At 70.1% G+C, this 23,840-nt stretch carries 18 protein-coding genes; 8 read left to right on the top strand and 10 right to left on the bottom strand.

Annotation, left to right across the window (positions count from 1 at the left end; translation table 11 throughout):
- Positions 1 to 48: 48 nt before the first annotated feature.
- The 4 genes from QF035_RS46125 to QF035_RS46110 are packed head-to-tail and all read right to left on the bottom strand — an operon-like array spanning position 49 to position 6,398.
- Entirely contained in the window at positions 49 to 963 is a 915-nt protein-coding gene (locus tag QF035_RS46125; protein ID WP_307527968.1) for an ATP-grasp domain-containing protein, read from the bottom strand.
- Positions 960 to 1,772 (bottom strand): hypothetical protein, encoded by an 813-nt coding sequence (locus QF035_RS46120; protein ID WP_307527966.1) that lies wholly within the window; start codon positions 1,770 to 1,772, stop codon positions 960 to 962. The genes QF035_RS46125 and QF035_RS46120 overlap by 4 nt, the downstream gene beginning before the upstream one ends.
- Before the next feature lie 16 nt (positions 1,773 to 1,788).
- Positions 1,789 to 2,784 (bottom strand): hypothetical protein, encoded by a 996-nt coding sequence (locus tag QF035_RS46115; protein WP_307527964.1) that lies wholly within the window; start codon positions 2,782 to 2,784, stop codon positions 1,789 to 1,791.
- The gene (locus QF035_RS46110; protein ID WP_307527962.1) at positions 2,781 to 6,398 is read right to left on the bottom strand and encodes a hypothetical protein; all 3,618 of its coding nucleotides are present in this window, start codon (positions 6,396 to 6,398) and stop codon (positions 2,781 to 2,783) included. Before QF035_RS46110 ends, QF035_RS46115 begins: the two co-directional genes overlap by 4 nt.
- 376 nt (positions 6,399 to 6,774) lie before the next feature.
- Here QF035_RS46110 and QF035_RS46105 point away from each other — a divergent pair, with 376 nt between their 5' ends.
- The gene (locus tag QF035_RS46105) at positions 6,775 to 7,977 is read left to right on the top strand and encodes an IS110 family transposase (RefSeq protein WP_307519482.1); all 1,203 of its coding nucleotides are present in this window, start codon (positions 6,775 to 6,777) and stop codon (positions 7,975 to 7,977) included.
- Positions 7,978 to 7,982: 5 nt separating this feature from the next.
- Here QF035_RS46105 and QF035_RS46100 read toward each other — a convergent pair whose 3' ends face one another.
- From QF035_RS46100 to QF035_RS46090, 3 genes are all read right to left on the bottom strand, one after another.
- Positions 7,983 to 10,820 (bottom strand): hypothetical protein, encoded by a 2,838-nt coding sequence (locus QF035_RS46100; protein ID WP_307527960.1) that lies wholly within the window; start codon positions 10,818 to 10,820, stop codon positions 7,983 to 7,985.
- A 761-nt stretch (positions 10,821 to 11,581) separates the two neighbouring features.
- Complete coding sequence (locus tag QF035_RS46095) at positions 11,582 to 11,881, bottom strand: peptidoglycan recognition protein family protein (protein ID WP_307527958.1); 300 nt, start codon at positions 11,879 to 11,881, stop codon at positions 11,582 to 11,584.
- Positions 11,878 to 12,309: an N-acetylmuramoyl-L-alanine amidase gene (locus QF035_RS46090; protein WP_307527956.1), complete on the bottom strand. Its 432-nt coding sequence runs from the start codon at positions 12,307 to 12,309 to the stop codon at positions 11,878 to 11,880. The genes QF035_RS46095 and QF035_RS46090 overlap by 4 nt, the downstream gene beginning before the upstream one ends.
- A gap of 199 nt (positions 12,310 to 12,508) precedes the next feature.
- Between QF035_RS46090 and QF035_RS46085 the strand changes: the two genes are divergently transcribed.
- Both QF035_RS46085 and QF035_RS46080 read left to right on the top strand, forming a co-directional pair.
- Positions 12,509 to 12,700 carry a carboxylesterase family protein gene (locus tag QF035_RS46085; RefSeq protein WP_307527954.1) on the top strand — a complete coding sequence of 64 codons (192 nt, stop codon included), beginning with the start codon at positions 12,509 to 12,511 and terminating at the stop codon, positions 12,698 to 12,700.
- Between the two features lie 73 nt (positions 12,701 to 12,773).
- Entirely contained in the window at positions 12,774 to 13,850 is a 1,077-nt protein-coding gene (locus QF035_RS46080) for a carboxylesterase family protein (RefSeq protein ID WP_307527953.1), read from the top strand.
- Here QF035_RS46080 and QF035_RS46075 read toward each other — a convergent pair.
- On the bottom strand, positions 13,819 to 14,913 hold the full coding sequence (locus QF035_RS46075; RefSeq protein WP_307518114.1) for an IS630 family transposase: 1,095 nt from the start codon (positions 14,911 to 14,913) through the stop codon (positions 13,819 to 13,821). The two genes, QF035_RS46080 and QF035_RS46075, sit on opposite strands and share 32 nt — an antisense overlap.
- A gap of 878 nt (positions 14,914 to 15,791) precedes the next feature.
- On the opposite strand from QF035_RS46075, the gene QF035_RS46070 reads away from it, so the two are divergent.
- Positions 15,792 to 16,610, top strand: a complete 819-nt coding sequence (locus QF035_RS46070; RefSeq protein WP_307531881.1) for an SDR family NAD(P)-dependent oxidoreductase — start codon at positions 15,792 to 15,794, stop codon at positions 16,608 to 16,610.
- Between the two features lie 355 nt (positions 16,611 to 16,965).
- On the opposite strand, the gene QF035_RS46065 is transcribed toward QF035_RS46070, so the two are convergent.
- Both QF035_RS46065 and QF035_RS46060 read right to left on the bottom strand, forming a co-directional pair.
- The gene (locus QF035_RS46065; protein ID WP_373466828.1) at positions 16,966 to 17,199 is read right to left on the bottom strand and encodes a GntR family transcriptional regulator; all 234 of its coding nucleotides are present in this window, start codon (positions 17,197 to 17,199) and stop codon (positions 16,966 to 16,968) included.
- A gap of 300 nt (positions 17,200 to 17,499) precedes the next feature.
- The gene (locus tag QF035_RS46060) at positions 17,500 to 18,720 is read right to left on the bottom strand and encodes a neprosin family prolyl endopeptidase (protein WP_307527951.1); all 1,221 of its coding nucleotides are present in this window, start codon (positions 18,718 to 18,720) and stop codon (positions 17,500 to 17,502) included.
- A gap of 338 nt (positions 18,721 to 19,058) precedes the next feature.
- Between QF035_RS46060 and QF035_RS46055 the strand changes: the two genes are divergently transcribed.
- The 4 genes from QF035_RS46055 to QF035_RS46040 all read left to right on the top strand — a co-directional run bounded on the left by QF035_RS46055 (position 19,059) and on the right by QF035_RS46040 (position 23,578).
- Positions 19,059 to 19,874 carry a peptidoglycan-binding domain-containing protein gene (locus QF035_RS46055; protein WP_307527949.1) on the top strand — a complete coding sequence of 272 codons (816 nt, stop codon included), beginning with the start codon at positions 19,059 to 19,061 and terminating at the stop codon, positions 19,872 to 19,874.
- Positions 19,778 to 20,860 carry a hypothetical protein gene (locus QF035_RS46050; protein WP_307527947.1) on the top strand — a complete coding sequence of 361 codons (1,083 nt, stop codon included), beginning with the start codon at positions 19,778 to 19,780 and terminating at the stop codon, positions 20,858 to 20,860. Before QF035_RS46055 ends, QF035_RS46050 begins: the two co-directional genes overlap by 97 nt.
- A gap of 284 nt (positions 20,861 to 21,144) precedes the next feature.
- Complete coding sequence (locus QF035_RS46045) at positions 21,145 to 21,621, top strand: hypothetical protein (RefSeq protein WP_307527945.1); 477 nt, start codon at positions 21,145 to 21,147, stop codon at positions 21,619 to 21,621.
- 43 nt (positions 21,622 to 21,664) lie between these two features.
- A complete protein-coding gene (locus tag QF035_RS46040; RefSeq protein ID WP_307527943.1) occupies positions 21,665 to 23,578 on the top strand; it encodes a RiPP maturation radical SAM C-methyltransferase in 1,914 nt (637 codons plus the stop codon).
- The last annotated feature ends 262 nt before the right edge of the window (positions 23,579 to 23,840 follow it).

The following is a 23,840-nucleotide window of genomic DNA, read 5'->3' as shown; positions in this document are numbered from 1 at the left end:
GCCGTCACGCCCACCACGTCACCGTCGGCCGGCCGCCCCCGCCGTTCGTCATCGTCCGAGCAGGGCCCGGGCGATCGCGTCGGAGATCGGCTGGGCCGTGTGGTCCTCGTAGAAGCTGTACGCGGGGCTGGGGTTGACCTCGAAGCAGAAGAACTCGCCCTCGTCCGTGAGGACGAGGTCGATGCCGGCGAGGGCGAGGCCCAGCCCGGTGGCGAGGTCCGCGCAGCGCAGCGCCAGTTCTCGGGGTGGGGTCCACGGCGTGAGGTCGGCGCGGCCGCCGTACCGGCCGGCGTAGCGGTAGTCCACTTGGTCGGTCTCGATGCGGGTGGCGAAGACCTCGCCCGCGACTACGTGCACGCGGACGTTCACGCCGGGGACGTAGCGCTGGAACTGGACGGGGCACGAGCGGATCTGCGGGAGCCGGGCGGCGGCCTCGTTGTCGAGCAGCCGTACGATCGAGCGCACTGCGCTGATCGACTTGTAGACGACCCGGCCGTGCCGGTCTCGGAAGGCCAGTGCAAGGTCGGGGTCGTCGGTGACGAGGGTCTCGGGGACGCGGAACCCGGCACTGCGGATCAGCTGGGCCTGGTAGGGCTTGGAGCGGTTGGTCGCCGTCGCGGAGGCGCGGTTCATCACGCGTCCCGGCGCGATCTCGATCCAGGTGCCGAGGGCCTCGTGCCAGGCCTGGCAGTGCCTCAGCGTCTCCTCGCCCGCGCCCCGCGCCTCCGGCAGCAGCCGCCAGTCCATGAGTCGGGTGTAGATGCCGGTGACGTCGGAACACGGGACGGTCCGGCCGTCGCATCGCAGGTGCCCGCGCACGTCCGTGCCGTCGACGCGGATGTCGATCGGGGTGTCCGTGAAGCGGCGCTGGTGCAGCACGGCGTGCGGCAGGCCCCGGCGTCGCAGCGCGTCGGTGACGAGGGCGATCGGGCGCTCGCTGGCGATGCCGCAGACGACGATCACCGGGGCCTCGCAGGCAGCCGGGTCAGGTACGCGTGAAGGCCGTCGAGCATCGAGGCGCCCGCGATCCGCAGGTCGGGCAGGAGCGTCGCCCCCGCGAATCGCGCGCCGTGCCGGGCGTGCGCGTCGGGCTCCAGGTGGATGCCCAGGAGGTCGGCTCCCGCGCTGCGGGCGAGGCTGAGGCAGGCCGGGGAGAGGCCGTCGAGCGCTTCGCCGCCGTGGACGCCGTAGACGTCGTCACCGAGGACGAGCAGGGTACGGGTGGGCGGCCGGTCCGTGGACCGTTCGTGCGTGGTGTCGTCGGTCAGCCTCAGCGGCGGCACCGCCAGTCCCGCCGCGGCGGCGAGCACGGTCCACTCGGCGGGCGAGCGGAGGATGCCGGACAGGCCGAGGGGGCTGGGGCGGTTGACCGTCACAGGGGCGAGGCACTGGAGCCAGCTGAGGACCAGCGCGTCCCATTCCGCCATCGCGTAGGCGGTGTCGGCCAGGGAGGCGAAGCGCAGATGGTCCACGGGTGCGTGGGTGAGCCGGTTGACCACGCCGTGGACGGCGTCGCTCGCGAGGTTGCGCCCGTCGGGCAGGGTGAGCTCGAAGCGCGCCCGATCGCCATCGGCAGCACCGTCGCCGGTCCGGTCCGACTCGATTCGGTCCTGCCCCTCGCCCCGTTCCTCCTCGATCCGGTGCGTGGACCGTGCGGTGCGGGTCAGCGTCGCAGCCTCGACGACCTCCACCGGGTCGAGCCCCCGTTCGCGCAGCCCGGCGGCGGCCCAGTGGGCCGCCCGGTCCCCGGCGTCGCACAGCACCAGCCACATGGCGACCGCCGCCGCGCTACGGCGTCGGGTCCTCGTGGACGAGTGCGCTCGTCGACAGGTCGGGGCGCAGCTCCGGGGGGATGAAGTGCACGTGCGGGGAGGCGGCACCGGTCCAGGCGACGAGCGGTGCGAGGGGTGTGGGGAAGAGGTCGCCGGCCATCATCAGCTCGTCCGGCTGGTCCTTCTGCTCCTTGTCCTTGCCGCCCTCCTTGCCCTCCTTTTCCTTGTTCTCCTTCTCCTTCTCCTTGCCGAGCTTCCGGGAGACTCTGAGGTGGAGCGTTCGCTCCTCCTCGTCGCGGGTGTTGGCCTCCAGGGTGAAGTCGGTGAAGTGATGCATTTGTCCGGCGCCGAAGGGGATGGACTCGACGGGAGGAACCTTGATGGTGAGGTGCCCGCAATCGTGGGGCGCGAGGGTCCGTGTCACCTCGTGCAGGAGGAAGCCGTCGCCCAGGTCGGCGCCCGCCGCGGTGTCGATGAACAGGTCTCTCGTACCGACGTTGGCCATGTTCACCACGATGTCGTCGACGGGGGCTCCCGGGAGGGCGAGCCGGCCGTGGGACCGTTCCATCAAGAGCCGCGGTTGACGGGTGTCCTTCTCGAGGTCCGACACGACCCAGACGAAGAGGAGTTCCGTCGACGCCTTGTTCGTGACGCGCATGTGCCAGAGCCGGCCGGACGGTTTGCTGATGTCCAGCCTGACCAGGAACACGTCCCGGGGCTCGCGGATCCAGGAGGCCTTGGCGACCCGCATCAGGGAGTCGTCGCGGATCACCACGGTGTCCGGTTCGCGCGGCACCAGAGCGAACTTGCCTAGTCCCGCGCGCAGTTCGATGGCCGGGGCCGCTTCCCCGGCTGGCGCGCACTCCGACCCCAGGGCGATGACGCAAAGGAACACGCCCGTCTTCGCGGCGCCCACCTTGAAGGCGACCGGAGCACTGGGAGGCGATCCCGCGGCGAGTCGCAGCGGCCCTTCCTCGGGGAACATCTGGAAGACCGGGTCGACCACGGTCACCACACTCCTAGGGAGACGATGTCGGCGTAGACAAGCCGCCCCGGGCCGTCCACGGCGGATCCCGTCTCGTTCGTGGCGGGCGGATGCGTCTCGTACTCCTGGACGACGATGCGCTGGGGGCGGTCCCCGGTGGCGGGGAGGTCGAGGTCGCGGGCCTGACCGAGGGGCCCGGAGGTCCGGAAGACGGTGCTCCAGCCCGCGCCGCCGCCTGCGGTCGGGTCGGAGCCCACCTGGAGTTCGGTACGGACGAGGTTCGACCGGGGGCCGGCCGGGCCGAGGCCGTCGACGAGCACGGTGGCCCGTCCCGTCGTGCGGGTGACGACGAGGCGTCGGTGGGGCGGGAGCTGGACGGGCTCCGTCCGCACCGAGGGGGACAGGGTGGGCACCCCGTCGACGGTGTGGGCCTGGTAGCGGGACAGGGCCAGCCGGACGAAGGGGAAGTAGGAGGCGGTGACGAGCGGGGACAGGTCGATGTCGGCGTACCAGCGGTCGGCGTCCTCGTCGAAGCGGACGGGGTACGCGATCACGTCGAGCGCGCGTTCCAGCTCCGGCAGGTCCGCCCGGTCGCCGCGCGGTGCGACGACGTCGCTCTGGCTGAGGACCGGGGGCGGGGCGCCGGTGGTCCAGATCGGGTCGCGGCCCGCGACGCTGACGTACCGCAGCACGTCGGCGGGGGCGGACGGGCCGGGCCAGGTGAGGACGGCGAGGCGTTCGTCGTCGCCGGAGACGTACCAGGGACGTTCGAGCAGGACCCGCAGGCCGCCTCCGTACCGCCACCGGGTGAGCGACTTCTGGCCGTCGTGCGAACGGGACCAGCGGAACGTCGGCACGGCGTGGAGGACCTTGGGCGCGGGCGGGCGGGCGGAGCTCGGCACGTCCGTGACCTCCAGGACACCCTCGCTCAGGCAGGCCTGGGAGTCTGCGGCGGTGGCGCGAGGGAAGCAGGACTGGAAGCGGGAGACGGCGGTGGCGCGGTACGTGACGTGTCGGCGGCGGGTGTCGCCGAACTCCTGGCGGATCGTGGGGAACGCCTCGTGCTGGCGGGCGCGCTGGATGTCGTACGGGCCGAGGAACGCGGTCTGCCGGCGCTCGGCCGGCTTCTGCGGCGGGAGGTCCTCGTGGTCGTTCCACTCGGCGCGCAGGTCGAGGCGGCCGGTGCTGGCGATGTGGATGCGCAGGCCGTCGGTGCGCAGGACGGCGCTGGTGTCTCCGGTGGTCCGGCGGGCGGCGAGCAGGCCGGAGGGGATCGCCAGGGGGCGCTGCACGGCGTGGACGAGCGTGACGGTGCGCGGCGGTGTGACGAGGCGGTTGCGGCCCTCGACGATGGGCGCGAACGCGGAGGGGTCGGTGGGGTCGATGCCCAGCCAGGTGACCATGCCGAACAGCTGGACGCTGCGGGTGCCGGGGCAGGAGGGGATGTCGAAGGTGACCTCTTCGGCGGGGCCGAGCGCGACTGTGAAGGTGCGCTGGTCCGGGGAGCGGGTGAGGGTGCAGCCGCCGGGGCCGCCGACGAGGCGGAGCGAGATCGGCGCGTACGCCGGCCAGGTGCCCTGCCACGCGCCGGTTCTCTTGTCTCCCACGACCGTTCCGCACTTTCCGGATTCGGGGTCGACGGGCCTGCGGCGTGGGTTCAGGGCGAGGTGCGAGGTGGCCGGGTCGGGGAGCCAGGGCAGGGAGACACCCGTCTCGGGGAGGAAGACGTACGGGGCGGGCACGGTGGAGCCGGTCTCCGTCCCCACGACCTTCGCGCCGGCGATGTCGGCGACGGAACGGTCGGCTCGCTTGGCGACCTCGAAGAACTCCTTCACCTTCGCGGTCGGTACGTCGGGGCCGAGGGCGGCGTCGAAGGTGCGCTCGTGCTGGAGGGCCAGTTCGAGGGAGCACGCGGGGGCGAGGAGGTGGCGGAGGTCGAAGGCACGGTGGCCGTGGGCCGCGGCGTACGCCTCCACCGTCGTGTCGCGGTCGCTGCGGATGACCATCAGGTCCAGGGTCTCGCCGTCGGCCAGTTCGCGGGTGGGGACGAGTTCCGGGGGCGGGAGGGGCTCGAAGCGGTGGTGCCGGAAGACATTCGTCCGTTCCTCTTCGGGTCCGGTCTCGTCGGGGCGCAGTCCGCCCCCGGCGAGGTCGGCGATCCGGACGCGGAGGCGGTAGTCGCGGCCGAACCGCAGGCGGGGCAGCGATCCCGGGTCGGTTTCGACGACCGCGTCGAAGGGGGGCGGGTCGGCCGCCACCGGCATCTCGTCCCCCGTGTCGACGATCCGCTCGGGTCGCTCCACGACCGGGCTCCAGCCGTCGAAGCGCATCACGATCTGGTGGAGGTACAGGGCGTCCTGCGCGTCGGCTCCGGTCGTCGACGCCTCGGGGCGTACGAATCCCTCCTCGAGGAGGCCGGCGGGGCCGCTGCCGCCGGACGCGTCGTGCCCGATCGTCACGTCGCCGATCTTGTAGCGGACGCGCCTGCGGCAGAGGGGGAACCACTGCCTCCTGGCCACGTCGAAGACGTCCACCCGGTAGCCGCCGAGCAGTGAATCCGCCGTCACCGGCTGGGAGGTGAGGCCGGCGGCCGTGGCTCGCTGGGCGGCCCGCCGGAGCTGCCTGCCGTGTTCCTGTACGCGGTCCCGCTCGACGAGGGCGAAGCCCATCGACCGCAGGGCGGGCAGCGCGCCGACGTCGGCCCGGTCCTGCGAAGCCGTCCGGGCGCGGTCCGACTCGGCGACGCCGACCATGCGCAGGGCGGACCCGTCGACGTCGAACGGCATCACCTCGTACCGCGCGGCGGTGTCGGAACCGGTGGGCGACGCCACGCCGGCTCCGGCCAGGGGCAGCATGCCGCGCTTGAGTTCGGTGGCCGCCGGTCCCGGCAGTGACGCGGTGACGAAGCGCTTCCCCTCCAGGAGGTAGGCGGTCTTCGGGGACAGGTCGTCCTGGGTGGCGTGGGACCAGCCGGACGGCACGGAGCCGTCGGGATTCGGCCAGCGCGGGACGACGCGCAGCTCCTTCGCGCCGCCGGCTTCGGTCAGCGGAGCCGGCTCCACTGCCAGGTCGATCAGCAGTCCGAGCGCGCGGAGGAGCAGCGGATGGTCGGCGAGGCGGGAGACGGTCTCGTGGAACTCGTGCACGGGCGCGACGGTGGGCGGCGGCAGCGCCGTGAACGCGTCGGAGTCGCGCTGGTAGAAGGTGTACGCCTGGGCGAGCGCCGACCGGGGTGCGGACGGGTCGTCCTCCGCGGTGCCGTCCAGAGGCGCGAGTCGCGCCTGCCACATCGCGGTCACCCGGCTCAGCGCGGCCCGCAGCTCTGGATCGGTCTCGGGGACCCCGCCGTCGTGGTCGAGGTGGACGCGGGCCGTGGCCGTGTACGCCTCGCGTACCTCGGTGGCTGCCTCGGCGGCCGGGAACTCGCGGACGTCACGTTCGTCGTAGGAGGTCGTCCGGTACGGGGTCACCGGCGAGTCGCCGGTGAACAGGGCTTTCCATGCGGAGAGTTGGCGGGCGGTGGTGAAGCGGACCTCTTTCTGCTCGATGGTGAGGTGCGGGACCTGGTGGGAGACGACGGGCTGCGTTCCTCGGAAGACGTCGAACCGGAGGGCGGCGAGCCGTTCGGGCCAGGTCTGCATGCCGAAGTCCGACAGCTTCCGGTCTCCCGGGGGTCCCAGCAGCCGGGGGGGGTGAGGAGGACGGACAGCAGGGCCATCGGGGTGGAGTGTCCCGGGACGAGGGCGACCCGCCCGGCCGGGATCGGGGTCCAGACGAACTGTCGCCGCAGGTCGGAGACCAGCATGGGTCACTCCGTAAGTTGTTAGGCGGCCCGGGAGGGCCGGGTGTGGCTTATGGGTTCTTGCCTTCAGTGGCTTCGAAGGAGTGGCCGCCCGGCTCTCCGGGGCGCCCTGGCTGCTGATTGAGATGTGCGCGCTTCGTGCGGTCGCTGATTACGGAGATGACAGCGGGGTGTTCCTCGGGCCGACGGCATGCCGAACGGCGCGAGGAGGGCGAGTGAGCAAGCGGAGGGCCCAGCTCTGGGCCGGTGTCGACGCGGGCAAGGGCCACCACTGGGCGGCTGTGGTCGATGAGACCGGCGCCACGTTGTGGTCGAAGAAGATCGACAACGACGAGTCGGCGATCCTGGCCGCGCTCGGCGAGATCCTCGATCTGGCGGACGAGGTTCACTGGGCGGTGGACATCTCCGGCACGTCCTCGGCTCTGCTGTTGGCCCTGCTCGCGGCCCACGGCCAGCGGGCCGTCTACGTGCCTGGCCGCACGGTCAACCGCATGTCGGGTGCCTACCGGGGTGAGGCGAAGACCGACGCCCGCGACGCCTACGTCATCGCCGAGACCGCCCGCCACCGCAACGACTTCACCGCCATCGACGTGCCCGCCCAGCTGGCCGCCGACCTCGCGCTGCTGACCGCCCACCGCTCCGACCTGGTGGCCGACCGCGTGCGGATGATCAACCGCCTGCGCGATGTGCTGACCGGCGTCTTCCCCGCGCTGGAGCGGGCCTTCGACTACAGCTCGCACAAAGGCGCGCTGGTCCTGCTGACGGGTTACCAGACCCCGGCCGCCATCCGCCGCCGCGGCCGGGCGAGGCTGACAGCCTGGCTGGCCAACCGCAGCGTGCGCAGCGCCGACGAGGTCGCCGCGACCGCACTGGAGGCGGCACAAGCCCAGCAGACCGCGCTGCCCGGCGAGGACGTCGCCGCGCAGATCGTGGCCGACCTGGCCGGGCAGATCCTGGCCCTGGACGACCGGCTCAAGCGGATCGACAAGCAGATCCGCGACACGTTCCGCGGTCACCCGCAGGCGGAGATCATCGAATCCCTGCCCGGGATGGGCCCGATACTCGGGGCCGAGTTCGTCGTGTCCGCCGGCGACTTGTCGGCCTACGCCGACGCCGGCCACCTGGCGTCGGCGGCCGGGCTGGTGCCCGTCCCGCGTGACTCCGGCCGGCGCACCGGCAACCTTCACCGGCCCAAACGCTACAGCCGCCGCCTGCGACGGGTGTTCTACATGTCCGCGCAGACCAGCATCATCCGCGAGGGACCGAACCGGGACTTCTACCTCAAGAAGCGGGGCGAGGGCTGCAAACACGTCCAGGCCGTCATCGCCCTGGCCCGCCGACGAGCGAGTGTGTTGTGGGCTCTGCTGCGTGACGGACGGGTGTTCACCTCCGCTCCGCCGGTCACGCAGGCGGCTTGACTTCGTCATTGAGACTCCTTCGCGAAGGCCCGGCAGTACGTCTGCCACGGGAACGAGGAGCCCTGGGGGCCGAGCGCGGCCTCGACGGTCGAGGCCGACAGCGCCGCGTCCTCGGAGGGCTGCCGTGCCTCCACGGACGTCAGGGCGTCCCGGGGGTCGGCGGCGAGGCTGGGGCCCTTGAAGCTCTTGTGGCATTCGAGGGTGACGGAGGTGGACCAGAAGGTGAGGTCGACGGTGATCACGAGCCGGGCGGAGCCGTGCAGCTCGTTGCGCTCCACGTCGTAGGCGAGGCTGAGCGTCAGCTCCACGGAGACCCGGATCAGGCCCAGGACGGAGACGCTGCCGCCGATCCGCAGATAGCCCGTGATCTCGATCGTCCTGCCCTTCTTGACGAAGACGACACCGCCGAAGACGTGGACCTCGCCGGCCGCGATGCCGAAGTTCATGGCGACGCTGGCGCCGAACTCGATGCCGCCGACGAACCGCTGCAGTCCCCCGTCGGGTTCTCCGGCGCTCACTCCGAGCTCCAGATAGCCGCCGCCTCCGAAGCCGCTGACGGTGACGAGGAACGGCCGTTCTCGGGTGGCGAAGGCGAAGTCGATCTCGATGGGCCGCTGTTCGAGGGAGAGAGTGAGGCCGGTGCGGATGGCCAGGTTCTGCACGGTGAAGACGCCCATGGCGAGGGTGGGCACGGCGATCGTGTAGGTGGCCCTGATCTGGACCGCCGAGGTCTCGACGCGCGGTCCGCCGCGGCCCGCCTGTGGGATCTTCTCCGCCAGCGTCTTGACGAAGTTCAGCTTCCCGGCGAGCCGTGCGTCCGCGAGCTCGAAGGTCAAGGAGGGGTTCTCTCCGGAGTTGCCGGTGAAGCGGACCTTCTTGAAGGTGAGGACGACGAGGGCGCAGGCGCGGGTCGGGATCTCCAGCGTGAAGTCCGTGACCTCACCGGTCGTGCGCAGCCGGGGCCGACCGGCGACGACCTCGGAGAGGACCTCCAGGAAGACCTTGGAGGTGGGCGTCTTGGGGTGGAAGGGTTCGACCTCCGTCGTCAGCTTCTCGCTCCACGTCAGCTTCGCGGACGGCGCGCCGACCACATCGGACCACGTGATCTGCGGGCGCGAGGTGATGACGGACACGATGCGGCGGAGCGAGATGACGCCGAAGAGTCTGGCGTCCTCGGCGAACATGTCCTGCGGTCTCGGCGGGAAGGGGCCGCCGGCGATCGGTCCGGCCAGCCGGGAGATCTCGGTGACGGCCATGTTCGGCGCGGCCACCATGCCCGTACGCGCCCCGGACGCGGCGAAGTCGATGACCTTCGGCTCCAGGAGGGCGAGCAGGACCTCGGGCCGCTGGCCGCCCGTGGCCGTCAGGAACGCCTTCGAGAACTCGGCCGGCACCGTCGGCGACGATCCGATCAGCTGGCGCACCGCCGGCAGCGCGACCTCCATGCGGGTGACGCGGGGGTGGAATCCGACGCCGTTCGCGGCGAGGGCGGCGCCGGTGCCGCCGAAGGACATCGACCGCACTTCCTGGACCGCGCCTTCGAGCGGCTGGGTGGCGGTCTTCATGGCGAGCGCGATCCTGCGGCCGATCTCTCGCGTGGGGTGTCCCGTGGCGCGCTGGACGCCCGAGCGCGGTCCGCGGGCGTACTCGGCGTCGTGAGAGGCGGCGTGGGAGGTGCCGACGGCCGCGTCGTCGACGAACAGCATCGGCAGCCGGAAGTCGACGACCTCCCGGTCCGCCCCCGCACGTACGGTGAACTCGACGGTGGCTCCCGACTGCGTGGGCCAGAACGCCTTGCCGGGCAGCCACACCGCCGCGTCCAGGTCCGTCAGCTGCCGCGGATCGACGGACACCTCCTGGAAGGGGAAGGCACGCTCGTACGCCTTTCCGGCGCCGTCGCCGATCCCGTAATGCCGTGTCGGCTCGGTGACGATCAGCGTGCGCGTCGTGCGGAGCGCCGCCACGGCCGGGGGCTGCCGGTCGAACCGGCGCTCGGTGACCTCGACGAAGGCGGCCCGGTGTCCGAAGGGGAAGAGCGCGCCGCGGGTGAGGACGCGGACGTAGTAGTCGCGGCCCATCGCGGTCTGGTGGGTCCAGTCGAGTGTGGGCCATGAGGCGGAGGCGCCGAACCAGGCGCCGAACGCGCTGAGGATGAGCCGGTCGACCGTCACGGGCGGATCGGCGGACTGCACTCCGAGGGCGGCGATCGTCGCCGTGTAGTGGCCGAGCGGGGTGGCGAGGGCCGGCTCGTCCGGGAGGGCCTTGACGGGCCTCACCCGCAGCGCGTCGGCCCCGTCGGGGCGCGTGATCCGGCTGTGCCACAGCTCGGTGGTGCCGTTGTGGCCGACGGCGGGCAGGGCGTGGTGCGTGCAGCGGGCGCCGTTCGGCAGCTGCAGGAGCAGGCGCCAGGGCAGTTCGAGGCGGGCGCTGTCCGCTCCCGCGGTCTCGGGCGTCGCGACCAGGGGCAGTTTGCGCATGGCGGTCAGTACGCCGTCGACGGTGAGCGGTACGGCCTCCTGGCCGATGGCGAAGGCCAGCCGTGAGGGTCCCGCGATCCGCGCCTGGCTGGTCGTGCCCGTCTCGGAGACGGTCTCGGCGATGTGCTGCGGTGGGAACTCCACGATGAGCCGGGCGTCGGACCGGGCGGCGACGAATTCCACCACGCCGTCGGCGCGGACTCGTTCGCGCAGTCCGCTCCCGCGGACGGTCAGTGCGACGAGGTCGTCGGGGCGCAGCGCCTGGTAGGTCCGCACGTCGGCCCAGATGTCGACGAGCCGCCAGTCGGACCAGGTGCGGTCGAGCTGCCGGTGCATCAGGGCCGTACCGGCCCAGACGGCGAACACGTGGGTGGACCCGGCCTCGTCGTGGACGGCGGCGATGTGGGGGGCCGGTCGTGTCGTCGGTGGTGAGGTCGCCGCCGAGGTCCTCCCATGCGGTGCTCTCCGTCCACATGCGGTGCCACAGTCTGTGACCGGCGACGGCGAAGAGGTCACGTTCCGTCGTGGCGAAGGCGGTAGAGCGAGGGTCGACGTCGGAACGTCGGCCCTCGGAGAGCTGCCTGCGGAGGAGCGTCAACTGCTCTTCCGTCGGGAGCGGGTCGGCCGCCGCGGGCCGCGCGGCGAGCGGGTCGGGCGACGTCCACGGGGTCCAGCCGTGGCCGGCCGCGTCACCGAGGACATCGTCGACGGCATCGCCGACGACATCACCGGCTCCGCCGCCCGCCTCGGCGCCGGCGGCGTCCCCGGCCTCGGCACCGGCCTCTTCGAGGAGCGTGTCGAGGGCGCCGTCACGGGCCGCCGCGAAGAGCCTGTGCTTCGTCCCGCGACCGCTGTCCAGGGCGAGGAGTTCGATCCGGCCGGGGCCGGAACGCACGGCGGTCAGCCAGCCGGTGTGCTCCGGCGCTCCGGGCGAAGGCCACGGCCGGCCGAGCGAGTGCCACGCGCCCCAGCGGCCTCGGAGCGCGTCGGGGGGCGTCGTGCGCGTCCTGTGCCATACGCCGCCGCCACCGTCGCCGACGAACAGGTCAAGGCGGCCGGGGGCGGCCGAACAGGCGGTGAGCGCGGTCACCGTGGAGCCCAGCATGGGACGTCACCTCATACGGCGGTCACAGCGTCTGGTAGGCGGGCTTCCCGGACCCCTGTACCTCCCGGATCGGTTTGGCGGACGCCGGCGCGGCGCCGGGCGGGGAGTCGGCGGCCATGCGGCCGTAGAACCACTGCACGAGGTCGATGTAGTAGTCCCACGGGAAGTACGGACCCGGGTCGGTGTGGCTGTTGTTGGGCACGTTGTAGTGTCCGCCGAAGCCCGTGAACCAGTCGCGCTCGTTCGGGGCGAGCGGCACCTCGATCGGGATGGCGTACGTGTGGCACAAGTACGCCGACAGCTCCGCCGAGGACTCCATCATCTCTGTGGTCCAGTCTCGTGCTCGATGCCGATGTAGCGGGTGTTTCCTCCCTTGCAGTGCCAGGCCGTGTACCGCCCGTCCCGTGGGCCGTTGGTGTCGGGGTCGGGCAGCGGGACCATCTGGATGCGCCGGCCGTCCCTGGCGACGATGAAGTGCGCCGAGACCTTGGACGCGGAGTTCTGGAAGTGGCCGATGGCTCCCTCGTACTTGCCCTGGGTGTAGTGGACGACGATGCCCTGCGGGACCAGCGGACCGTACGCGTCACGGTTCGGACTGTTCGTGTACGGAATACCGAGGCTCCGCAGGTTGCCCAGGTCCTGATGGAAGGCCAGACCCGATTGCTCGGGCGCCTCGCCGTCCGTCTGCACGGCGTACGTCGACACCTCGCCGCAATTCGGGCAGGTGAACTGCATGTTCTTGATGGTCATATCGCTCTCCGGAGACTGATCCGGCTCAGGGAGATGCCCTCCACACAGGGGAGGAGAACGATCGTTGATGTGACAACTTCTCAGCCGTGACAGACGATTCCGGTCCGCACTGAACTGTCTCCTTCCATACTCGTACGCATTCAGCAACCGCTCAACCGGGGAGCCGTGAGCGAGCGCGCGGGGGACGAGACCGCACCGCATGAGCGAACGATCCGGTGAGTACGGGACGGTGTTCCGGACGGCCGCCGGCCTGGTGCGCGGCAGGGAAGCCGACGCCGACGGTGTCGTCGCCGTTCCCGGAATCCCTTACGCCGCCCTGCCGTTCGGCGTCCGGCGCTTCGTCGAGCCGCAGCCCTCGCGGGCCTGGGCGGTACGGCGTTCGGGCCCGTAGCCCCGCAGTCGGCGGAGCTTCCCGGGGCGCCCGTGTGGCGCCCCGCGGACGAGGAAATACTCAGCGTTAACGCATGGCCCCCAGGTGTACGGAGTGTGACGAACTGCCGGTCTTCTTCCGGATCCACGATGGGGCCAACACCTTCGGGTCCGCCGCGCAGCCCGACGACGACGGCGCCGCGCCGGCCCGTGCCGCACTCGTCGTCGTCGGCTGCAACTGCCGTGTGGGGTGCGAGGGTTACGGGCACGTGCTCGGCGCCGTCCCCGACAACCGCGGGCTGCTCGACAAGGCGGCCGCGCTGTCCCGGGTCCAGGAGAACATCGCGGCATGCGGCGGCGACCCCACGAACGTCACCCTCGCCGGGTACTCCTCCGGCGGCAGCGCGGTGGTCTGCCCGCTGGCCATGGAGCGGACGCGGGGGCTGTTCCGTCGGGCCGTCGCGCACAGCGTGCCGCAATTCCTCCACTCGGCCGGGCTCGCGGCGGAGGTGACCGGGCGGATCGCGGAGGAGGCCGGGGTCGCCCCCACGGCGGAAGGGCTGCTGTCCGTTGCGCGCGAGGAGTTGGTGGCCGCCTCCAACAAAACCGCCGCCCGCTGCACCGACGATCCGGTGGCCCCGATCCACGCCTACGCGCCGGCGATCTTCCAGCCCGTCGTGGACGATGAGGCGCTGCCGGCTGATCCGCTGACCGCGCTCACCTCGGGAGCGGCGCAGGACGTCGAGCTGCCGGTGTGCCACGCGACGGAGGAACAGTGGTTCCTCCACACGGTCGGAGCCGTACGGGAGGGCGCCCCAGAGGCGGCGCTCGCGGAGTTCGCGCAGGCGCTGCGGCTCCCCGCCCGCCTGGTCGACGGCTACGCCGGGACGATGCCGGACACCCCGGTCCTCGACCGGCACCTGGCACCCTTCGGCGACGCGCAGTTCGGCGAGTACACCACCCGGCTCGCCGAACAGCACGCGCGCGCGACGGTCGGGCCCACCTGGCCCGCTTCACCCGCTGGCGCGGTGCCGCCCGGCCGTGGCACACCGCCGACGTTCCCTTCGCCTTCGGCAACTCGTCGCGCCGGGCGCGGACTTCCTCATCAGAGGCACCTAGTGTCTCGTGATCCTGTTTGCATCACTTTGAGTTGTTTGCGACGAGCTTCTTGATGTTGGTCTGGACGAGGCGGACCTTCGCCAGGATCTCGTCGGCGGTTGCAGTCCAAGTGAAGGGCCTGGCCTCGGCGTTCCAGGAGTCGATGTAGTTGCGGATCTGCGAGATCAGGACGTTGACGCTGGCGAAGGTGCCGCGGCGGATCGACTGCCGGGTCAGGATTCCGAACCAGGTCTCGATCTGATTGATCCAGGAAGACCCGACGGGGGTGAAGTGAAAGTGGACGTGGGAGTTCTTGGCCAGCCATTCCTTCACGTCCGGTGTGGTGTGGGTGGAGAGGTTGTCCAGGACGACGTGGATCTCCTTCCCTGCATGTGGCTTTACCGCCTTCTTCAGAAAGGCCAGGAAGTTCTTTCCGTTCCGGCTCGGCTTGCACTCGCCGATGACTTCACCGGTGCCGACGTTGAGGGCGGCGAACAGGTTCGTGGTGCCGTGCCGGACGTAGTCGTGGGTGCGCTTCTCGGTGGCCGCGAAGGTGACCGGCAGCACCGGCTGGGTTCGGTCCAGCGCCTGGATCTGCGTCTTCTCGTCGATCGAGAGCACGACTGCGCCACCGGGCGGGGCGAGGTAGAGGCCGACCACGTCCGCGACTTTCTCCGCGAACGCGGGGTCCTTGGAAATCTTGAAGGTTCCGTTACGGTGCGGCTTGAGTTGCTCCTCACGCCAGATCCGCGCGATGTAGTGCCAGGACACGCTGACGTTCTCGGTCCGCTTCAGGTACTTCGCCAACTCGCGCGTCGACCAGTGCGACAGTCCGGTGCAGGCCGGCGGCGTCATACGCGTCAGAGCAATCACCCGTGCCCGTACCCGTGCCGGTACCTGGTCCCGGGCCCCACCGGGGCGATCACCTTCCAGCCCGGCCAGCCCGCGCTGGGAATATCGGGTCTTCCAGCGGTCCACGGTCGGCAGCGACACCCCGAGCAACTCGGCAATGTCCTTGCGTCGCCGCCCCTCGCCCGACCACAGCACGATCCGGGCTCGCGTGGCCAAATCCGCAGGAACATCCCGGCTGTTCGCCAACTCCCGCAACTCGGCGGCCTGTTCCACGGAAAGCTCCATGCCAGCACCAACGAGACACGCAAGATCACGTAACGCCGACGGAATCACGAGACACTAGACGACGAGGACCGCGCACTGTCCCGCCATATGCTCCGCGCCTGGGCCGATTTCGCGACGGACGGCGACCCGGGCTGGCCCGCGTCACCGCCACCGCCACGCCGGTCCACTCCTGGGCCGTTCCCACCGATCTGAAGACCCCCGACGACCTCTCCCCCATCCGCATTCCACCTTCTGACCAGCAGCGACGCGTGAGCGAAACACTGACTCGACGTAAGTTGCGGCCGTGAGACCGGTCCGCGTCGGGCACGGCGCCGGGGCGCCGGGCGCGGAGCGGAGGCGCTGGGGCGCTGGGGCGCTGGGGCGCTGGGGCGGTGCGGCGGTGCGGCGGTGCGGCGGCGATTCGATCCGCTGGTGGAGCCGGAGGACGAACGGCACTGGCGGGCGCAGTTGATCCATGAGGGATTGCTCTTGCCACGGGTGTACGAGGAGTACGAGCGGTACGCCGAGCTCGCGGACCGGCCCGGCGCGATCAGGGAGTTGCAGGGCGAGCGGCTGGCGTCGGTGCTCCGGCACGCCGTCAGCGCCGTCCCCGCGTACCGACGGACGGGGATCACCGCCGAGGACGAGGTGGATCCGTGGCGGCTGCTCTCCGCCTTCGCGCGGGTGATGCTCCAGGCCCGTCTCCCGGACCATTCGCGGTCCAAAGTCCTCCACGTCGCCATCTCGGGTTCAGCAACGAGGCGGCCAAAGCGACCCAGGACGCACCAGGGGCCAAGCCGCTCGGCGATGGTTCGTCGGTCGGCCCGGCCCCGGAGCGGCGCGCGCCTAAGATCACCGGGACGGGGGACGGCGGACGAGACATGGGAGAGGCGGCAGACATGGCGGAGGAGCGCGTGTACCTGGTGACCGGGGGCGGAACGGGGATCGGGGCGGCGACCGCGCAGTCATTGGCCTGGGCGGGACACAAGGTGGCGGTGTCCGGGCGCCGCCCCGAGCCGCTGCGGCTGGTCGCCGAGGAGACCGGCGCCCTGCCCGTACCGTCGGACATCGGTGACCCCGCCGCGGTGGTTTCGCTGGTCGAGACGGTGGTCGGCACGTACGGGCGGCTCGACGGTCTGGTGCTCAACGCCGGCATCGGGCGGGGCGGCGGGGTGGGCGAGGTGACCCTGGAGGACTGGGACGAGGTCATGCGGACCAACCTCACCGGTCCGTTCCTGCTGCTGCGCGCCGCGCTCCCGCACCTGCTCGACGCCCGCGGCGCGGTGGTCGCGGTGGCCTCGGTGTCCGCCCTGCGCAACGGCGTCGGGAACACCGCCTACGCCACCTCCAAAGCGGCACTGCTCCAGCTGTGCCGCTCGCTCGCGGTCGACTACGGGGGCGCGGGGTTGCGCGCCAACACCGTGTGCCCGAGCTGGGTGCGCACCGACATGGCGGACCGCCGAATGAACCGGTTCGCCGACGAGGCGGGCCTGGACGGGAACGGCCTGGAAGCGGCGTACGAGGAGGTGACCCGGGTCCTGCCCGCCGGGCGGCCCGGCGAGCCGCACGAGGTCGCGGAGGCCATCGCCTGGCTGATGTCGCCCGCCACCTCGTTCGTGAACGGTGCGGTGCTCACCGTCGACGGCGGCGCGACCGCACTCGACCCGGGCACCCTCGGCTTCGAGTTCCGGCTGGAGCCACGCGCCCCGCGGGCCTGACCGACAGTCACGGCCGAGGTGACCGGTCACGTTCAACCGACCGGCCACCCCGCACGGACGGGGCGGTCGCGGTCATCCCGCACGATCGGGGCGACCAGCGGCGCGCCGCTGGTGGCGGGGGACCAAACAACCGCCGCACCCATCGCCGCCGCCGCCGCGAGGCGCCGACACGCTCGGGAGCAAATTCTTCTAAGAAGCAGAGAGCTGCGCCTGACCCGGCCGGCCCGGGTGGCTCCGTCCTGACGTGCCTGCGGCGCGCCACAGGCGGACAGGACCGCGAGGGCCTCGCCTGATCGAGTCGGTCTCAACGGCACGCCCCCACGTGATAGCGACGGCCGCCGCATCGTCGACCTGCTCAACGGCCGGAGCTCGGCCCGCGGCTCCAGAAAGAGCCGCATATCGAAGAGCTTCTCCACCCCTCGCCGCTCCAGCAGTTCGGTGTTGCGGTGGCCCGAGAGCGACGCTTGACGACCAGGCCGTCCGTCTCGAGGCAGGCAAGCGCCTCGCACACGGGAGTGGCGGACACACCGATCGACCGGGACAGGAACTCTATGCCGACCCGGCCGCCCGGCTCGATCGCCTGATCCATCACTATGGCCTTGGCCGCCGAACGGGCGGGTCGTCAGGGTTGGGGATCGGCGGGGAGTCGCTGACGACTCGTTTGCCGTCCAGGGTGTAGTCGCGGTGCCGTCGCCGCGGTAGATAGCCCTCGGGGCAGAGCCTTCTGCCCTCCACGGCCGGCGCCGACGGGGGCCCTGACCCTTCTTCCGGGAGATCGGGGGACGGTGGCGGTCCGGCGCGGTCGTCCGTTCGGTCGATCCGGACGCACTCGACGTCCGGATCGACCTCGGACGGGATGACCTCCGGGTGGTCGTCCCGCGCCGGGACGTCACTCGACTCCACCCGGGCCTCCCCAGTAGAAGTGCGATCCCCAGGTCGACGTGCCGGTGAAGTCGGTGGAGATCTGGTAGGCGTTCGGGTTCGTCACATAGGGGTAGCCCACCACCGGCTTCATCGTGCCGGCCGCGTCGGACTGGTAGGTCAGGTTGCGCATGTAGGCCGCGCGGCTCCAGCCCTCGGACGGGAAGCGCCCGCTGCCCATCCAGGTGTACGTGGCCTCGGGGTGGTTGGCGACGTCGTCGACGATCTCGCCGCCCCAGTCGATGGAAGCCGCTTGGTCGCGCAGTCCCGTGGCGTTGAACAGGCTGGTGGGGTAGCCGCCCATCCATTCGTTGCCGATCCGGATCCACCACTTGTTCAGGTACAGCATGACCTTGATGGCGAGGTCGTACTGGTCTCCCGCGTAGACGCTCTCCGCCACGCGGATACCGGGGTAGACCGTGCTCGACAGCTGCTCCCAGCCCTTCACGTCCCGGTTGTAGCCGCCTAGGTAGTTGCCCATCTGCGTGTAGTTGTTGGTGGTGTAGAAGATGAACAGGTGCGGATACCAGTCGCCGTAGAGGTCGTAGTAGGTCTGCACGCCCACTTCGACGGTCTGCAGATCGGTCCCGGCCCCCGATCCCCTTACCTCCCACAGCTGCCCCAGGGAGAACTCGTTGGACCACTGGACGTAAGGCCGCCACGTGTTGATGAAGCCTTCGGTGCCGTAGTTGGTCACGCCCTGGGCGGCGTGGGCGTATTTGTGCACGGCGGTGGCGGCGCGGGGCAGGGCGAGGCCGGGGTCGTCGGGCGGCGTGGACCGCTTCGCGTAGATCCCCTTCGACAGGTAGTCCTGCAGGGTTCCGACCGGGGTGATGCGGTCCAGCGGCTTGCGCAGCATCGGGACGGTGCCGGGGGGACCGGTCTCTTCGCGCGACTGGCCCGCTTCGAAGGGCTGGGGCGAGGACGGGCGGTCGGGGTCGTAGGGGCGGTCCGCCGCTTCGATGTAGGGCGGTTCGCCCTGGGACTCGACGGGGACCCAGTCGAGCGCGTCGCCGGACTCGGTCGTCGTGCGGGCGACGACGTTGCGCTCCGCGTACTGGTCCTTGAAGTACTGCCGGATCTCGTCCAGTCGCTCGGCCGCGTCGTGTTCCAGCTCACGGCCCGATCGGGGGTGTAGTGGTGGCGTCTCCGGCATGTCGGGGTTCCGCTCAATCCTGCCCGATTCCATCGTGCTCTCCTTCGTGGCCGAGGCCTTGGCGGCCGAAGGCCGGCGGCCGTACGCCTCCGCGGACGAATGCGACGCACGGGAGCGGTGGCCCTGGGACAGAGCACCGGCATGGGTTCGGTGCGGCGGAGAGGAATCGGTACGGGGAGGTCGGCCGTCAGCGGCGGAGTCTCACTTGTGCCCCTTCTTCACCGTACGCGCATTTCCCCGGGTCCGCGCGGGGGTTGCCCTCCCGCGCGCAGACAGCCGATTGCAAGGGGTGTTGTCCCGCAGGAGACTGAAGGTGTACCCCGTTCCTGCAGGACTCGGTTCGATTCCCCTCGACATCGGAGGAGTCCGCCATGGGACCGCACAAGACCGACTCGAGACGCACCGTTGCCGGCGTCGGCACCACCAGACCCGGTCAGAGACAGGACGGCTTCGAGTACGTCCAGCTATTCCTGGTTGAGCTCGGGTACATCCCCGCGCGCTCCTACGAAGCGGGGCGCCTCGACGACATCACCGCACTGGCCCTGGCCTGGTTCCAGGAGCACAGCGCGCTCACACCGACAGGTGTCTTCGACCACAGCACGCGTGCCGAGATGCTGAAGTCCCGCTGCGGGTTGATGCGTACCCCTGTCCTCCGCGCGTCCGGAGAACCCAGGCTGGCCAACGGACAGATCCTGCGGCACTTGGGAGGCACGTCCTGGGACACGATCGACACCGACCTCCGGACCTTGGAGATCAGTGTCGGCGCCGGGGACGTGTACCAGCTCCTCGACACGGGAGAGATCTTCCGGTATCCGCCGAGCGGCGGGGTGGAGCAGATGTGCCACCTCCGGCTGCCGGGTCTGCCCATCCCGGTCGCGATCGCCAGTTCGAGCACCCAGCTGTACCACCTGCGGCAACGGAGAGCTGATGCGGTACTACAAGTAGCGCCTACCGGCCGCGTGCGGTGGGGCGTCGTGGAAGTTGAAGTCGGCGGAGTGACGTACGAGAATGGAGGGAGGTACATGCTCATCGGTAGCGCCGCAGTCCTCGCGGCGCCCATCTCCTTCGTACGCAAGGAGGGTCGATCGACATGGAGTTGTTCACTGGAGCGTACGGCGACAATCTCCAAGCCGAGGGGGCAGCCGACCGTAACCGGAGCATGCAGAACGCGCTCAACGGTTTCATGAACGGGCTGTCCGGAGCCGACCGCACCGCACTCGAACGGGTCGCCCTCACCGTGGTGGCTCTGGAAGGCACTGACGAGCGAGCGTGGGCGGGCCACCGGCAGAACGAGGTCCACTTCTCGGGCAGCCTGGTCAAACTCCTCGCCATGTACGCGGCACACACACTCCGTTTCTTCTCCCGTCAACTGCTCCTGGAACAGCAGCCGTCGTCGTCGGACGCGTTCTTCCTCGCCCTCTCGTCCGACTTCGACCACCAGATCACGACCGCGACCCCGAGCACCATCACCGCCCAGCACGGGAGCGACGCCACCAAGATCGTGCCGGCCTACCGGACGGTTCTCGACCCGCAACTCGACGCGACGGGGCGGCCGATCGACGTCGAGTTCACCTTCGACTACCGCACCCAGCTCAGGGGGATGCTCCTCCAGCAGCAGAACCCGGGCGCTGCGGCCAGCATCCATGGCGTCGCGTTCGGCTTCATGAACGCCAAGGCCGGAGACGACGGCTTCTTCCGGAAGCCGACCCAGCAGGGCATCTGGCTCGCCGGTGACTACCTGGGGCAATGGACCCCGGTGCGGATCGCGTCCACGAACGACGGGCAGGTCGCCCAGGCGACCACAGCCGTGGACATGGCGAGACTCGTCACCCGGATGTTCGACGGCAGCCTGGAGAGTGGCAGCCCGACGGATCTCGTCCAGATGCTCCTGGGTGGCGGCCGCAGCTGGTTCCACCGCGAACTCCTGTGGCCGAACGGCGGGCTTTCCGCCACCCACGCGAAGATCGGCATCGGCCCGCTCAAGCCCAACAGCGCCGGTGTCGTCGAGAAGGTGGTCTCGGAGGCACTGAAGGTCCACGACAACAACCGGAACCTCGATTTCGTGGTCGTGTGGCAGAACCTCAAGGTCCCCGCCGATCCGACCAGAGCCGAACTCGAGCGGGTCTCCCGCATGGTCGAGGCCACCATCAGCGGCTTCCAACCAACCGCATGATGGTACGCATTCGGCGTCATGGACCGATGAAGAGCAGGCCGGTGGCCCGGGAGAAGGTTGCCGACCGCTACACCCCCGAAGCGGGTGGAGCGATGTGGCCGACCGTGCTTCGGCGTGATGTCGCTCAGGAGTCACGAAGAGTTGATCTTTTTGAGCCGCTTGGCGCAATAGGTGTGGGTGCGCGTCCGGTCAATGCCGAAGCTGGCAGTGACTGAACCGGGGTTCGTCATCTCGCGAACCTTCACAGAAGAGCGAAGACCGCACTCGACACAGAGGGATCCTCCATGGCCGACCAGCTTCCGAGCATCTACTTCAAGCACCCGCTGTTCCAGAGCGAAGCACTGGCTGGGAGCGTGGAGAAGATGCGTCGGTCCATCACGTCCACCACGGTCCTGGAGGCCGCCTACCGTTCCGGGTCGGCGGAAGCACAGGCCCGCAACCTCAGCGCGACTCCGGAGGAGGGCCGCGAGGCGCTGGACCTGTACAACAAGGCCGTCCGGGATGGGCGGTACATCAAGGAACTCTCCACCGACCCCGTGCGCGTGGCGGAGCAGCTCGACGTGTCTCTTTCACCAGGCGCCGCGGCCCTGCTGCAGGAGGCGACGACGCTGAGCCTGATGCAGGGAGCGGATGGCACCGGTATGGCCCGTAGCGACACCGAACTCATCGCCGTGGCCGTCATCGTGATCATCATTCTGCTCGAAGCTCCCACGCCCGACACAGAGGTGATCGTCGACGAGAGCGGCCAGGTCAAGCTGTAGCACCGGCCCGCGCAGTCTCGCTGAACGTGGAGGGAACGCATTCGTGACGCAGTACGACGTCGTCCTGGTGAGCATGCCCTGGGCACCGCCCGCCGAGCCGACTTTGGGACTCGGGATCCTTTCCGGCTGCCTCAGCGAGGCCGGAATCCGTTCACGAGTGGTCCACGTTGCTCCGCACTTGCTGAGATGGCTCAAGCCTGGCACCTACCAGTATCTGGCAAACGCCTGGGGACTCAACGAGTTCGTCTTCACCGGAGAACTCGATCCGCTACTCGACGAACAGCAGGAGAAGGCCGTCGTCGACCGGATCCTGAAGTACACCCAGGGCAATCCGCCGCCCGAGGGATACGCGGACGCCGCGGCGGTGCTCGAGCTGTTCCTACGCGTACGTCATGAGGTCGTCCCGCAGCTTCTTGACGACGTCGCCGAGCGCATCCTGGCCATGTCTCCCCGACTGGTGGGGTTCACCTGCCTGTTCGACCAGACCATGGCTTCTCTGGCGCTCGCCACCCGGCTCAAGGCCCGCGATCCGGGACTTACGGTCGTGTTCGGCGGCTACGCCCTGGAAGGGGAGCCCGGACGCACCGTCGCCCAGGCCTTCGATGTCGTCGACACCGTGGTGCAAGGCGACGGAGAGCAGGTCATCGTCGACCTCGCCCTCGCCGTTCTCGGGGGTGGTGACCGGGCCTCGTGGCCAGGTCACCTCGCCGACCGGATCATTCGCCCGCCCAGGTTCGACCTCACCCGTACGCCACTGCCCGACTACAGCGACTGGTTCCACGACCTCGACGCACTCGCCGCGGAACACCGCCTTCGTATCCCCACCACAGTGCTGCCCGTGGAGGCGTCACGCGGCTGCTGGTGGGGACAGAGCCAGCACTGCGTGTTCTGCGGTATCGACGACGACACGCTGAAGTACCGGCACCGATCAGCGGCTGACACGCTGCGCATGCTCACGACACTCCGCGAACGGCACGGGGAGACCACGTACCGCTTCTCCGACTACATCATGCCGAAGGACTACTACACGGACTTGCTGCCCAAACTCAGCGAGCAGCAGCCGAAGTTCTCGCTCCACAGCGAGATCAAGGCGAACCACCCACCGGAGCGGGTTCGCGCCCTCGTCGATGCCGGCTACGTGGCGGTCCAGCCCGGCATCGAGTCGTTCGCGTCACCCGTCCTGCGATCCATGCGCAAAGGTGTGCGCGGCATCGACAACGTCTCTCTGCTGAAGGCGGGATACGTCCACCGTCTGGCGATCCACTACAACATTCTCTACGGCCTCCCCGACGACTCACTGGAGGTCTATCAGGAGATGCTCAGAAGGCTGCCCACGCTGTACCATCTGGCCCCGCCGGTGGCACGTTCTGAGACCGTGGTGACGCGATTCGCTCCACTTCAGACGGACCCCGCTCGATTCGGCCTCACGCAGCGCGCAGTCCATCACGAGTGCTACGACGTACTCCTCTCCAGGGCATTCCTGGACAAAACGGGATTCTCCTTGGACGAGTACGCCTACTATTTCCAGCGGAACTTCGAGTACGCACCTGATCTCGATCTTGCCTACGGCCAGCTCCGAACGCAGATCGACCACTGGAAGAAGCAGCACCGCGAGCGGTTCGTCGAACTCTCGTGGACGCAGGTGGGCGCCGCCTTGGTGATCAACGACAGCCGCTTCGACACGGACCCGCACACCTACACACTGTCGCAAGCCGCCTCGTTGCTCTACCAAGAACTCGATGAGCGGCCGCTCAACATCGGGCGTATCACTCATGGACTGGTCGAGGCCGGTGCCCTGTGCGAGGAGGATGCCGAGGGAGCGCTGGCAGAGCTGCTTCACCGTCGCCTGCTCTGGACTGAAGGGGATCTCGCGATCGGCCTGGCGGCACCGTCTTCAGTAGCCGCTTCCCATCGCGCCGAGTCCTGGTCCCGGCAGTGGCCAAGCATCTGGGTCTGATCTGGCCTTCGCGGTCCCCCGCAAGATCCGGACCGTTCCCGGGCCACCTCGGCGACCAGGAGCGCCTGTTCCGGCGTTGCCGCCGGCCAACCCCGCGAGAACGGCGTCGCGCCGACGACGGTCCGGGGCAGGCCTCTGCTGGTCGGGTGAATTCCGCACCGGACCGGGGGCGTCCCGCGATTCGTGGCCGCGCGCCGGTCCTCGGGCGGGGATAGCGTCGGGGGTGTTCCCGATCCCCATCCGCCTCGGTTCCAGAGTCACC

This window comes from Streptomyces umbrinus (assembly GCF_030817415.1).
Lineage (GTDB): Bacteria > Actinomycetota > Actinomycetes > Streptomycetales > Streptomycetaceae > Streptomyces > Streptomyces umbrinus_A.
The sequence above is the reverse complement of the archived record's forward strand: the minus strand, read 5'-3'. Positions and strand labels throughout refer to the sequence as shown.

Excerpts from the sequence above, each read along its gene's own strand:
- QF035_RS46085 (WP_307527954.1), top strand. The coding sequence starts at position 12,509 with ATGAGCGAACGATCCGGTGAGTACGGGACGGTGTTCCGGACGGCCGCC.
- QF035_RS46075 (WP_307518114.1), bottom strand. The coding sequence starts at position 14,913 with ATGGAGCTTTCCGTGGAACAGGCCGCCGAGTTGCGGGAGTTGGCGAAC.
- QF035_RS46060 (WP_307527951.1), bottom strand. The coding sequence starts at position 18,720 with ATGGAATCGGGCAGGATTGAGCGGAACCCCGACATGCCGGAGACGCCA.
- QF035_RS46110 (WP_307527962.1), bottom strand. The coding sequence starts at position 6,398 with ATGCAGACCTGGCCCGAACGGCTCGCCGCCCTCCGGTTCGACGTCTTC.
- QF035_RS46065 (WP_373466828.1), bottom strand. The coding sequence starts at position 17,199 with ATGGATCAGGCGATCGAGCCGGGCGGCCGGGTCGGCATAGAGTTCCTG.
- QF035_RS46080 (WP_307527953.1), top strand. The coding sequence starts at position 12,774 with ATGGCCCCCAGGTGTACGGAGTGTGACGAACTGCCGGTCTTCTTCCGG.
- QF035_RS46095 (WP_307527958.1), bottom strand. The coding sequence starts at position 11,881 with ATGATGGAGTCCTCGGCGGAGCTGTCGGCGTACTTGTGCCACACGTAC.
- QF035_RS46050 (WP_307527947.1), top strand. The coding sequence starts at position 19,778 with ATGGAGTTGTTCACTGGAGCGTACGGCGACAATCTCCAAGCCGAGGGG.
- QF035_RS46070 (WP_307531881.1), top strand. The coding sequence starts at position 15,792 with ATGGCGGAGGAGCGCGTGTACCTGGTGACCGGGGGCGGAACGGGGATC.
- QF035_RS46045 (WP_307527945.1), top strand. The coding sequence starts at position 21,145 with ATGGCCGACCAGCTTCCGAGCATCTACTTCAAGCACCCGCTGTTCCAG.
- QF035_RS46055 (WP_307527949.1), top strand. The coding sequence starts at position 19,059 with ATGGGACCGCACAAGACCGACTCGAGACGCACCGTTGCCGGCGTCGGC.
- QF035_RS46090 (WP_307527956.1), bottom strand. The coding sequence starts at position 12,309 with ATGACCATCAAGAACATGCAGTTCACCTGCCCGAATTGCGGCGAGGTG.
- QF035_RS46120 (WP_307527966.1), bottom strand. The coding sequence starts at position 1,772 with ATGTGGCTGGTGCTGTGCGACGCCGGGGACCGGGCGGCCCACTGGGCC.